This is a genomic window from Thermonema lapsum (assembly GCF_011761635.1).
GTDB classification, from domain to species: Bacteria; Bacteroidota; Bacteroidia; order Cytophagales; family Thermonemataceae; genus Thermonema; species Thermonema lapsum.
The window spans coordinates 387629-399444 of the sequence record NZ_JAASRN010000002.1 but is presented as its reverse complement, the minus strand read 5'-3'; the positions used below and the strand labels follow the sequence as shown (position 1 = coordinate 399444).

Here is an 11816-nt window from a genome sequence, read left to right as displayed (position 1 = left end):
TTTGCTTATGGAAATACTGCAATCCTCCCCACCCGATAGTGTATTGGTTACTTTGGTCTCTGAACAGACCATACCCAATGTGATGCTTATCAAAGAACTGAAGGCAAAAGTGCAAAACTATCTTTTCATCTATACCGACCGCACCCAACAGCATCTGCAATGGATACTTCAAGCTACAGGGCTGCAGAAAGGCAACTACCGCATTTTCAGTATGCAAACTTTCCCAGAAGGCTATAGCGCTATTTTCAACGACCTGCAGCGCTTCGTTGAGGGGGAAAAGTTGCCCCCCCACACGCCTTTTCTGGTGAATCTGACCGGCGGCACTAAAATCATGAGTTTAGCGGTATTCAACTATTTCAAAGAACACTTCGCCCACAGTTACTTCTTTTATCTGCCCTTGGGGCGTAACCAAGTGAACGGAGTGTATCCTGCCACTGCGGTGCACCCTTTGCACATCAAACTCAGCCTCGAAGAATATTTCACTGCCTGTGGCATGCACATACAAGCCCGTGGGAGAGGGGCGAATCCACCAAAGGGATGCAGCACACCAGAGGAGATGATGCAGTCGCTCAAAAAAACCAAGTGGCAAATGCCCGACAACAAAGCTATGTTAGAAAACCCCAATATGAGCGAAGCAGAAAAAAAATACCTGAGTGGTGAGTGGTTCGAACTGTATTGCACGCAGCTGATTAAGAAAAGACTCCAGCTTCGCGACGAGGCAATTGCCTGTGGCGTCAAAGTGCAAAACATGCAGTTAATGCCTGCCGAACACTATGCCGCCAATAGCGACAACGAAATAGACATCGCCTTTGTGTATAAAAACCGCCTTTACCTTGTCGAGTGCAAGGTGCTGAGGGGCAAAAGTGCAGCTACCAAAGTGCACAACGACGCTTTTTACCGTATCGTTACCGTAGCCCTGCAATTGGGCATTGCTTGCCGCAAAATGGTCTTGGCATTGGTCGATTTGTCGGCACAGCGCGAATTTGTCCATCGCAAAGCCCGCCTCTTGGGCATCGACTACGTCGCCGACCTGAACGACTTTCATAAAAACATGGAGCTCGAAAGCTTGTTTAAAGAAATTACCAACTCATAGAACTGCCGCTTTTGAAAGCTAAAAGAGAGAAATTCTTGAAAACTGAAAGAAGAGGAGGCAAAAGCGAAGAATAAGAAAAAGGGCACGCTGCTAAGGCATGCCCTTCTGTGGTTTGTTAAAAAGGGGGCTTTATTGGCTTCGTTTGAACTCGTCGAACTTGGAGCCTTTGGCTTTCTCTTCACGCGGGAAAACGTTGTCGGAGGTGTCGATGTCGGCGGTTTCTTCGTTCGGGTCCAGTACGAAAGCAACCACTGGTTTTTCGGTAGCGAATACTTTGGTTACCTCTTGGTCGTTGTAGCGCCATATCTCGGCGGGTAGGCGTTCGATAAGCGAGCTACCGTCGGCAAATTTCAGCTCTACGATGATGGGCATAATCAAGCCGCCTTCGTTTTTAAACTTCACACTATAAAAGTGCAGTTTGGTATCTTGATAGATACGCTTTTCTGCGTCGGTGAAGCGGATGCCTGTGGTGGCTTCCATGTTTTCTATCATCTGGCGGTATTTGTCTTGCGGAAACATCTTCGTTTCGAAGGGGCTCTTGCCATCGTTTGGTTGGGTGGTGTAGTGCACTACCGACTCAATGGCTATGTCGCAGGGTTCAGTGCTGTAGAACCAGCCGCGCCAGAACCAATCCAAGTCCACGCCTGAGGCATCTTCCATAGTGCGGAAGAAATCAGCCGGCTGCGGATGCTTGAATTTCCAGCGTTGAGCATAGGTTTTGAAGGCATAGTCGAAGAGCTCACGTCCCAAGATGGTTTCGCGGAGGATATTCAGGGCAGTGGCAGGTTTGCCGTAGGCGTTGTTGCCAAACTGCAGAATCTGTTCCGAGTTGGTCATGATGGGTACCATCTTGTCGGGGTCGCTTTTCATATAGGGTACTATGTTTTTGGCAGGACCACGACGCGAAGGATAAGGTGCGCTGATGTCTTTTGCCCAAGGCTGTTGGGGTACTTCCTGCTCGGTCAGATATTGCAAGAAAGAATTGAGCCCTTCATCCATCCAACTCCATTGACGTTCGTCGGAGTTCACAATCATGGGGAAGAAGTTGTGCCCTACTTCGTGGATAATCACCGAAATCATGGCGTATTTGGTACGGTCGGGCACGCTGCCGTCTGGATTGGGGCGCCCCCCGTTGAAGCAAATCATGGGGTATTCCATGCCAAAGACGGGACCATGCACCGAGATGGCTACGGGGTAGGGGTAATCGAAAGTGTAGCGCGAATAGGTTTTGAGCGTAAGCGCCACTACGTTGGTCGATTTTTCGCCCCAGAGTGGATTGCCCTCCTTCGGATAGTAAGACATAGCCCACACCTTGCGCCCGTTTACATCTACTTGCATGGCATCCCAGATGAATTTGCGAGAGCTTGCCCAGGCGAAGTCGCGCACGTTTTCAGCTTTGAAAATCCATGTTTTGGTGCCTTTGGCACGCGACTTTTCGTTCTGACGGGCTTCTTCTTCGGTTATAATCAACACTGGTTTGTCTGCCTTTTTGGCTTCTTCCAAGCGTTTCAGTTGTATTGGGCTCAATACTTCTTTGGCATTTTGCAGCTCGCCGGTGGCTGCCACTATGTGGTCAGCAGGCACGGTGATAGCCACCTCGTAGTTGCCGAAGGGAAGAGCAAACTCGCCACGTCCTAAAAACTGCTTGTTTTGCCAGCCGTTCACATCGTCATACACACACATGCGCGGGAACCACTGCGATATCTCGTAGAGGTAGTTGTCGTCTTGGGGGAAGTACTCATAACCGCCGCGACCGCCCATTTTGTTGGCATCGATGATTTTGTGTTCCCAGTCAAGCGAGAAAGTGAAGGTACCCCCTTTGGGGGCAATGGGTTTCGGCAGGTCTATGCGCATCATAGTACCCACGATGGTATAAGGTAGCGGCTTGCCGTTGACGTCGCGCAGATGGCTGATTTTATAGCCGTGTTCGGAATTGATGCCCGTCCACCACGTTATGCTTTGGAAAGAGGGGTCGTTGTCTATGTCGAACGTCATGCTTTTGTAGGTGTTCGACTCTTTGTGAAAGCGGTTTTGGTCAAGCTGCAACCACAAATAGCTGATGGCATTGGGCGAGTAGTTGTAATAGGTGATGGTTTCGCTGCCTTTGAGGGTTTGGTTTTCGTCGTTCAAGCTTACTTGAATCTTGTAGTCGGCACGCTGCTGCCAGTATTGGTGCCCCGGCGAGCCATCGGCAGCCCGGTACACGTTGGGAGTAGGCAGCAGCTCATCCAGCTGCTCAAATTTAGTGGCGGGGTATTTGCGGTATTCCGGCTTTTGCTGTTGAGCATAAGCCTGCATACTCAGCCCCCCCATGAGTAGCAAACCGAGAGCATAATGCAGTTTTTTTAACATAAGCCAATGGGTTTTGAAATGAGACATATCGGTTTCTCTGATTAAGAGGGTATGCGTTCTATGAGCATCCACAAAGCGGGAGCCAAGGCGCTGCCGGTCAAAAGGGCAGCCCAGTCGCGTGGGCTGCGCCAGTAAACAAAGATACTGCCAATGATTAAGATACACAAAACGATAAGCAACTGACCTGCTTCCAGTCCCAAATTAAATGCCAGCAAAGGCTGAAAAATAGACTGCGACTGTTGCAACAGGGAGCGCAGATAATTGGAAAAGCCCATACCGTGAATCAAGCCGAAGCACAGGGCGCCGGCATAGCGCAGTGCCGCCGTGCCTCGTTTTTGATAGAGTTGTGGCAGCGTCCATAGATTCAGTAGGCAGGTGAGCACGATGGTCAGTGGAATGAGAAATTCGACCCAGACAGCAGGTAAACGAAAGACATCAAAGGTAGCCAGTGCCAAAGTGATGGAGTGCCCTACGGTGAAAGCTGTAACCAAAATGACGACCTCGCGCCAGCGTGCCAGCGTATAGGTAGCGCACAAAGCTGCCAAAAAAAGCATATGGTCAAAACCGTTAAAATCGGTGATATGGCGCATGCCAAGCTTAAAAAACGCTTCGAACATTTGTTTTTGTATTTTTACCCTAAAAAGGAAACGCAAGAAATCGCTAAATTCATATAATTGCCACCTTGTTTTTTGGAAGGCTTATGAATAGACGTCATACTCTGCTGATATTTTACATTTTGCTGTTTTGGGTAGAGCCCCTGTGGGCGCAGTCGGTTTTGAAAAAAGGCATGCGTGCACTTATCCGCGGCGATTATGCACAGGTAGAAACTGCCATTCAGCGCTCCTCTAAGCGCCATTTGCATCATCCTTTGCGCTATTGGCTATGGGCGCTTTATCGCGGCATCGACAGTCTGCCAAATCACAATTACGAGGAAGCTCATTTTGTGCTCAACCGTGCTATGGATAGCTGGCAGGCAGCGAAGGCGCGCGACCAAAAACGTTGGTTGAAAATAGCGCGCCTCCCATCGCTCGACTCCCTCTTGGGCTACCGCGACTACCTCGACTACCGCTTGTTGCTGCAAGCTAAAGCAAGTGGCGAGCTGCAAGCCATAGAGCACTACTTGAAAGAGCATGAGCACTCGCCTTACAAGGTGGAGGCTTTGAGTTGGCGCGACAGCCTTGCTTTTGCCCAAGCCGAAGCTGCCGGTACCTATGATGCTTATGAAGAGTTCATTGCACGCTATCCGGGGGCGCCCCAAGTGGCATTGGCACGGCAGCGCCGTGATATGTTGCTTTTCGAAGAATGGACACGTGAAGGCAGGCTCAGCGATTATCTCGACTTCCTGGCACGCTTTCCCAATTCTCATGCTCGCGACGAAGCCGAGCGGCGTGTCTTCTATTTAAGTACTGCTACCTTCCGACTCGAAGACTTCGTGCACTTTCTGGAACGCTTCCCGCACAGTTCCATGCGGCAGCATGCCTTGGATATGGCTGCTTATTTGAGCATGCTTGCTGGCGATTGGTCGTTGCTTACACCTTATGCACAAGAGCCTGAGGTGCAGCGCTGGAAAGAATATGCCCACTTGCGTAACCGACCCCTGTTTCCCTATCTCAAAAATGGCTTGTGGGGGCTGGCAGTAGCCGGTGGCGAATTGCTCATATCGCCCCATTTGGAGGGCTTATGGGAGGCGTATGGTTGTGCGCCCATCACCGACGACTTCATTGTAGTGCAAGACAGCCAAGGCAAATTGGGTATTTATGACCGTCAAGGGCGTAAGATATTCAGCCCACTGTTCGAAAAGCTGGAGTGGCTCAAAGACGGCTTGGCATGGGTAGCTACTTCCGCCGGCGAAGGCTTGATACATATCACCGGCTTGTGGTTGATTGATGCCACCTATGACCGCCTAGAGCCTTTTGTCAATCACACTTTCCTTGCAGAGAAGCAAGGGCGTTGGGGGGTGCTGGATGTCTATGGGAGGGTATTGATTCCCCTCGACTACGACAAAATAGAACTATGGAATGCCGAAAAACTGATAGTGCTTTACAAAAGCACCACCACAGAACTGATACCTGTGGAGTTGCTTACTTCTTTGCAACAAGGCAATACCTACTATCCGCTGGCTGTTTTCGATGTGGTGGAGTTGCTCGATGACCGCTTTTTGAAAGTAAAATCCGGTGATTATTATGGTGTTTTAAGTGCCAATCTGGAGATAGTTTTGGAAGTAGCGTACAAAGACATACAACTCAAAAAGAACACATGGATAGTGCATACCGATGAAGGTATGCGCCTTTTGCGCATGAGCGGGCGCCCTTTGGTGGCTGACACCTTTGCGCTGGTGCAGCCGGGTAGCCATTATATTCTTGCCCGGCGCGACAACCTCTGGCACATTTACGACTATTTGGGGCAATGTATAGAGCGCCAAGTTGCCGATACGGCTTGGTTTTTAGGCTCGGCAGTGGTGCTGCAGACAGGCAAAAAAACAACGGCATTGCTTGAAAACGGCAGATGGCAAGATTGGAGCGATTACCACGATTTTCAACTGCTGCGCACTACGCACGATGCTTCCCGCTATTTTATACAAATGCGCAACCGGCGTGACAGAATAGGGGTGATAGACCGCTATGGGCAAGAGCGTCTTCCTTTTCGTTACGAGGCAGTTTATATGTTGGACAACTACCTCATAAAAGTGCACGCCAAACACAGGGTGGGGCTGGTCGATACCAGCGGGCGTGAAATCTTACCACTCGACTATGAGGGCATCGGCGATTTGATAGAGGGCACCATCCCCTTGATGAAAAGGGGGCGCTTTGGGGTCTTTGTACCACACAAAACACTCATTGAACCCCAATTTGAATCGCTGTTGCATGCGGAAGGGCGCTACTGGCGTGCCCGTGTTGGTGGCAAATGGGGCTTGCTGGACGAGCAGGGCAACAAACTGTTACCCTTTCGCTATGATGCCATACGGCTTATCAACGACACCCTGATACTGACAAAACAAGACTTGCAATGGCAGCTGGTGCAGCCTCTTAGCCGGCAAATATACTGGGAAGGGAACAGGGTGGAAGTCTTCCATTGTGCTTCCTCCTGCTTGCTGTTGCTTCATCAAGGCGAAATCCTTAAAATATGGAAAGACGGAGGGTGGCTCTCTTGGGCGGCAGGGTATGTAAGCCCCCATTGTGTGCAGGGGCAGTGGCTTTTCCGTCTGGAGCAAGTCGCCAGTGAGTCCCCGCAGCAGTGGATAGTGGCTTGGAAAGATGCCGCAGGGAATACACTATTTGAGCAATCCATGAGAGAAGATGAACTCTTAGAATGGGATTGTGACTGAATATTCTGGCACTTGGAAGAATATTTCATCTTAAAAATTTATGAAACAAAGCAACTATTTTCTTATATTGCTCGAAGAAGTTATCATGCAGTTAATCAAAAAATAAATTGAAAGAAGATGAATCGTCAGTGGAAAATATTCTTGTTAGGATTTTCTTTGCTTGCCTTGATTGCCTGCCAAAACAACCGTGAAGGAAAAGGCAAGGTGGAAGAAGCTGATACAATGGCTCTGAAACAGGCTACTGAGGATAGCGTAACTGTGGCAGACATTCAAAAAGTGACGGCACATTTCCCGTCGCCGGTGGATTTTGTTTCTTACATTAACCACGCCAATCTGGAGTATCAAAACGCTTGGTTGAACCCCGTCAACCGAGTGAACGAATACTTGGGGCGCCCCGAAAAAGCTGCTTTGAATTTGGGTGTTTACTTGTCAGACTTGGGCTATCAATCTATTTACATGAAAAGCGAAGCGGCGATGCAGTACTTCAAGACTGCCAAGCAGCTATCAGACCAGCTCAACATACTAAACCAAGCAACCAACACTTACCTCAAGCGCTTCGAAGCCAACCTCAGCAACCGCGACTCTTTGCTTACCATCACGCGCGAAGCATACTATTCTATAGACGAATACCTGCGTGAGAATGAAAAAACCGATTTGGCAGCGCTTATCGTTACGGGGGCTTGGATAGAAGGGCTTCATGGTGGCGGTTATATTTTGACTGCACTGCCCGCTTATTTCGAAGATAAAAAATACCGTCCTTTGATTTATCGTATTGGTGCGCAAAAGAGCTCTTTGGAGAATATCATTACTATGCTCGAAAAAATAGACGACGTGGAGGAGGTAAAAGCCCTTGTCGCTGAACTCAAAAAACTGCTCGCTTTGTATGCCAAAGTGGAAGTAGTAGAGGCAAGTAGCCAAGAGGAGGCAATTGTGGACATTGCCGAGGTGCAAAACATTGAAGAACTCACCCAAGAAGTGGTTATCAATAGTGTGAAGGAAGTAAAAATAGACAAAGCCACTTTCGATGCTATCTACAAGCAGATAAGCAAGATACGCCAGATGATAGTAAAACCCTAAAGCGGTCTTTTAAAGACACGAGATAGTGCAACCACCCGAACAACCCATTCGGCGTGGTTGTTTTTTTATTTTCTATGAAACCTCAAAACTTTGCTTTTTTTTGCGCAGGTGTTATCTTAAGAAACAAACCCTAATTTTATGAGTGAAGAGGTACTGAAAGCCCTGATGCAGTTGTTTGGTATCACCGCCCGTCTGGACGGTGTAACCGACGTAGAGCGCCAACTGGTGCAAGACTTCTTGAACCAGCAGCTCAACCAGCAGGATGTGCCGAAGTACTTCAACATATTTGAACAATATGCCACACAGAGCACCTCTGAAGTGTATGAAGAAGGAATGAAGCTCACACCGGTGCGTTTGTCGTCGCGTATGCTGCGACTGGCTACCCAAATCATCAAAGAGCTGACGCAACAGCAAAAAGTAGTGGTACTGATTCGTCTGCTTGAACTGGTGAACGTGGACCACCGCATTAGCCTACAAGAAGAAGATTTTTTGGATACCGTAGCCACCATTTTCAACATAGAGCCCGGCGAATATGCAGCCATCAAACACTTTGTAACAGAAGAAGCCCCTTTGCCTCGCTTGCAAGAGCCGCTTTTGCTGTGCTTGCATGCACCCTCTGCAGAGCCGCTCGTCTATGGACGTAGCATAATCGTGCCACAGCTGCAAGGAACACTCGTGATACTGAGGGTGCCCAGTGTGGAGGCTTACTTCGCAAAATATATTGGCGACAAAGAGTACTATCTCAACGGCGTGTTGATGCACCCACTGCATATCTACCCTTTGCCGCCCGGCAGTAGCATTCGGGGGGCGCGTATCGAGCCTATTTACTATAGCGACATTGTGCGCTCTTTTTTACAAGAAAGGCACCGCCAGCCCATCGTTTTACGTGCTGAGCAGATAGCTTATCGCTTTCCCTCAGGGGTGGAAGCCATCAAAACACTGTCTATCCAAGAATATGGCGGCAACTTAGTAGGTATTATGGGCGCCAGTGGCAGTGGCAAATCTACTTTGATTGAGTTGCTGGCAGGTATCAAAAAACCACAAGCAGGCAAAGTAACTGTGAATGGAGTAGATGTACACGCCGGAGGCATGGCGGGCATCATCGGTTTCGTGCCACAGCAAGACTTCTTGATTGAAGAGTTGACCGTATATGAAAACCTTTACTATGCTGCGCGCCTATGTTTTGGCAACTTGACAGAAGAAGCCATTAAACAAAAGGTAAACAAAACGCTGCAGGATTTGGGTTTATACGAGGTGCGGCATCTGACCGTAGGCGACGAGCTGGACCGCATATTGAGTGGCGGGCAACGCAAGCGTCTGAATATAGCGCTTGAGTTGCTGCGCGAGCCGGCGGTGCTCTTTGTCGACGAGCCTACTTCCGGTCTGTCGTCGCGCGACTCGGAAAATGTCATGGACCTGCTCAAAGAATTGGCTTTGAAAGGCAAGCTGGTCATCACCGTCTTGCATCAACCCTCTTCTGACATTTTCAAAATGCTCGACAGCTTGTACATCTTGGACTTGGGCGGCTATTTGATTTACGCAGGCAAGCCTGTCGATGCTTTGACTTATTTCAAGAACGCAGCCAGTCAGGTCAATAGCAAGTACATAGAATGCCACGAATGCGGTAATATAGCTGTGGAGCAACTCTTCGATATCATCGAAATGCGGGTGGTAGATGAATATGGGCGCTTTACCAATAAACGGAAACGCACCCCACGCCAATGGCATGAGCTTTTTCAACAATACAGCAAAGAAATTGCTGGGATGGCGGGTTCGGCAGGCGAGCTGAAGCCCCTGACAAGTCAGCTGGTGCGTCCTTCTTTTTTCAAACAATGGACTTTGTTTGCCTTGCGCGATGCCCGCATAAAACTAAGTTCACCTTCTTATATGACCCTTGCCATACTTCAGGCGCCGGTCTTGGCTTTTCTGTTGGCTTATATCAATCGTTACTATCCTTTAGAAGAAGGTCATACAAACTACACCCTCTTTCACAACAGCAACTTACCGGCTTATATCTTCGTGGCGGTCATCATTGCTTTGTTTATGGGTATGACCATCGGAGCAGAAGAAATACTCAAAGACAAGCGCATTTTGTTCCGAGAGCGTTTTTTGGCACTTAACCGACACAGTTACCTGCTGGCAAAAGCCACTATTTTGTTTGGACTTTCGGCGGTACAGACCACCTTGCTTACTCTGGTGGGTAACTTGACCATAGGCATAGAATGGGCTTTGTTTGATGAATATTGGCTGATACTATTCTCTACGGCTTGTTTTGCCAATTTATTAGCATTGAACCTTTCATCTGCCTTCAAGAAGTCTACCGTGATTTACATATCCATTCCCATCTTGCTGATTCCACAGCTTATTTTAGGGGGTGTAGTGGTGCGCTTCGATCGCATGAACCCTACCTTAGTGGCACATGCCACCACCCATATACCATCCATCAGCCACTGGGTAGCGTCGCGCTGGGCTTTTGAAGCCCTTATGCTGGAGCAATTTCGCGACAATAGCTTCATGCGTCCCCAGTATGAATGGAAGAAGCAAATAGCCGAAAGCGAATACAAAGCAATCTTTTTGCATGAGCGCTTGATGGCAGCCAAAGACTCAATAGCTATGGGACAGCGTGCAATTTACTGGGCAACTGTCATCGGCAATACCATGGAAGGGGAGCCGTTTTTAGAGCAACATCCGCGCTATCTGCCAGTAGTAGCTGTGTTGCGTGAGGCTACCAATGAAAAGCTCCCTGCTGTAGTACCCCTGTTGGATTCGCTGCTGCGCCATATGCGGGCATATTATATGGAGCGGGGCGAGCAGGCACGTTTAAGCCTGAAGCGCTGGAGCGAACTACAAACGCGGAATGCCACCGCCAAACAAACCTACCAGAGGCTGTATCTGCATTCCCACAATGAAGCCGTAGAGCGCTTCGTGAACAATATAGACATGGGCAACTTCGTGCGCTTGACCGCCGAAGGCTACCGCCCGAACGTTTATTTGGCTTATCTGGATGGCAACGGCTTTTTTACACACTTTTTTGCACCAGTAAAATGGAAATGGGGCGCAGCATGGGATACCTTTTATGTGAATATGTTGGTGCTTTGGGCAATGACCTTTGTGCTTTACTGGGCACTGTACTGGCGTTGGTTGGAACGCCTGTTGCTATGGCTTGACCAATGGCGGATGCGCTACAAAAGTCCTCCTTACAAAAGCTGAGTGCTTGCACTTTTGTTTTTCTCTTACATTGTACTTAGATTTGAAGCTTGTGTAAGCAGTTTGTTTGTAAAATAACTGCCTACATTTTGCGTCCGTTGACAAAATAATGTTTTATGTTTTCCTACATACGCGGTGTTTTGGTGCAGAAGGAGCCTACCCATGTGGTGCTTGATGTGCAGGGGGTGGGCTATTTCATTAAAATATCGCTGAACACCTATGCTCAAATAAGCGCCCAAAAAGGCGAAGAACAGCAACTATATGTGCATTTTCACGTACAAGAAAACGCTCATAGCTTGTATGGTTTTGCGTCGGAGGTAGAAAAAGAGCTTTTTTTGATGCTCATGAGTGTATCCGGCATAGGTGCCAATACGGCATTGATGATGCTTTCGGCGATGAGTCCACAGGAGTTGACTATGGCTATAGTTCAAGAAGACGTCAAACGCCTCAAGTCCATCAAGGGCGTAGGAGAGAAAACCGCCATGCGGGCAGTGGTGGAACTCAAAGACAAGGCGCGCAAACAAATGCCCGAGCTGCTACCCGGAGAAGGCATCACACAACCCTACCATCGTCTGCAGGACGAAGCCGTACAAGCTTTAGTGGTCTTGGGGTTACCCAAAGCCACTGCCGAAAAAAATGTGCGTTTGGTGCTCAGAAGCCTCAAAGGCGAAGACATTGCCTTGGAGGAGTTGATTAAACGGGCACTCAATGTATAACTGCCATCTTTGGGGCTTCAAAATCGTAGTGCATTGAATTAAAGTC

General features: G+C 48.7%; 7 protein-coding genes. 5 read left to right on the top strand and 2 right to left on the bottom strand.

Annotated features, from left to right (window positions below; all coding sequences use genetic code 11):
- Positions 1 to 7 precede the first annotated feature (7 nt).
- Positions 8 to 1093, top strand: coding sequence for a Card1-like endonuclease domain-containing protein (locus FHS56_RS07025; protein WP_166919183.1), 1086 nt, complete (start codon positions 8 to 10; stop codon positions 1091 to 1093).
- 129 nt (positions 1094 to 1222) lie between these two features.
- On the opposite strand, the gene FHS56_RS07020 is transcribed toward FHS56_RS07025, so the two are convergent.
- A complete protein-coding gene (locus tag FHS56_RS07020) occupies positions 1223 to 3445 on the bottom strand; it encodes a M1 family metallopeptidase (protein WP_166919182.1) in 2223 nt (740 codons plus the stop codon).
- A 41-nt stretch (positions 3446 to 3486) separates the two neighbouring features.
- On the bottom strand, positions 3487 to 4062 hold the full coding sequence (locus FHS56_RS07015) for a HupE/UreJ family protein (protein WP_166919181.1): 576 nt from the start codon (positions 4060 to 4062) through the stop codon (positions 3487 to 3489).
- A gap of 83 nt (positions 4063 to 4145) precedes the next feature.
- Here FHS56_RS07015 and FHS56_RS07010 point away from each other — a divergent pair, with 83 nt between their 5' ends.
- The 4 genes from FHS56_RS07010 to ruvA all read left to right on the top strand — a co-directional run bounded on the left by FHS56_RS07010 (position 4146) and on the right by ruvA (position 11770).
- Positions 4146 to 6770 (top strand): WG repeat-containing protein, encoded by a 2625-nt coding sequence (locus FHS56_RS07010; protein WP_166919180.1) that lies wholly within the window; start codon positions 4146 to 4148, stop codon positions 6768 to 6770.
- Between the two features lie 117 nt (positions 6771 to 6887).
- Complete coding sequence (locus tag FHS56_RS07005; RefSeq protein WP_166919179.1) at positions 6888 to 7847, top strand: hypothetical protein; 960 nt, start codon at positions 6888 to 6890, stop codon at positions 7845 to 7847.
- A gap of 138 nt (positions 7848 to 7985) precedes the next feature.
- Positions 7986 to 11057 (top strand): ATP-binding cassette domain-containing protein, encoded by a 3072-nt coding sequence (locus FHS56_RS07000; RefSeq protein WP_166919178.1) that lies wholly within the window; start codon positions 7986 to 7988, stop codon positions 11055 to 11057.
- Positions 11058 to 11170: 113 nt separating this feature from the next.
- Positions 11171 to 11770 (top strand): Holliday junction branch migration protein RuvA, encoded by a 600-nt coding sequence (gene ruvA / locus FHS56_RS06995; RefSeq protein WP_166919177.1) that lies wholly within the window; start codon positions 11171 to 11173, stop codon positions 11768 to 11770.
- Positions 11771 to 11816 lie beyond the last annotated feature (46 nt).

What these genes read in the sequence shown, in the direction of transcription:
- FHS56_RS07025 (WP_166919183.1), top strand. Translation starts at nt 8, where the DNA reads ATGGAAATACTGCAATCCTCCCCACCCGATAGTGTATTGGTTACTTTG.
- FHS56_RS07020 (WP_166919182.1), bottom strand. Translation starts at nt 3,445, where the DNA reads ATGTTAAAAAAACTGCATTATGCTCTCGGTTTGCTACTCATGGGGGGG.
- FHS56_RS07015 (WP_166919181.1), bottom strand. Translation starts at nt 4,062, where the DNA reads ATGTTCGAAGCGTTTTTTAAGCTTGGCATGCGCCATATCACCGATTTT.
- FHS56_RS07010 (WP_166919180.1), top strand. Translation starts at nt 4,146, where the DNA reads ATGAATAGACGTCATACTCTGCTGATATTTTACATTTTGCTGTTTTGG.
- FHS56_RS07005 (WP_166919179.1), top strand. Translation starts at nt 6,888, where the DNA reads ATGAATCGTCAGTGGAAAATATTCTTGTTAGGATTTTCTTTGCTTGCC.
- FHS56_RS07000 (WP_166919178.1), top strand. Translation starts at nt 7,986, where the DNA reads ATGAGTGAAGAGGTACTGAAAGCCCTGATGCAGTTGTTTGGTATCACC.
- ruvA (WP_166919177.1), top strand. Translation starts at nt 11,171, where the DNA reads ATGTTTTCCTACATACGCGGTGTTTTGGTGCAGAAGGAGCCTACCCAT.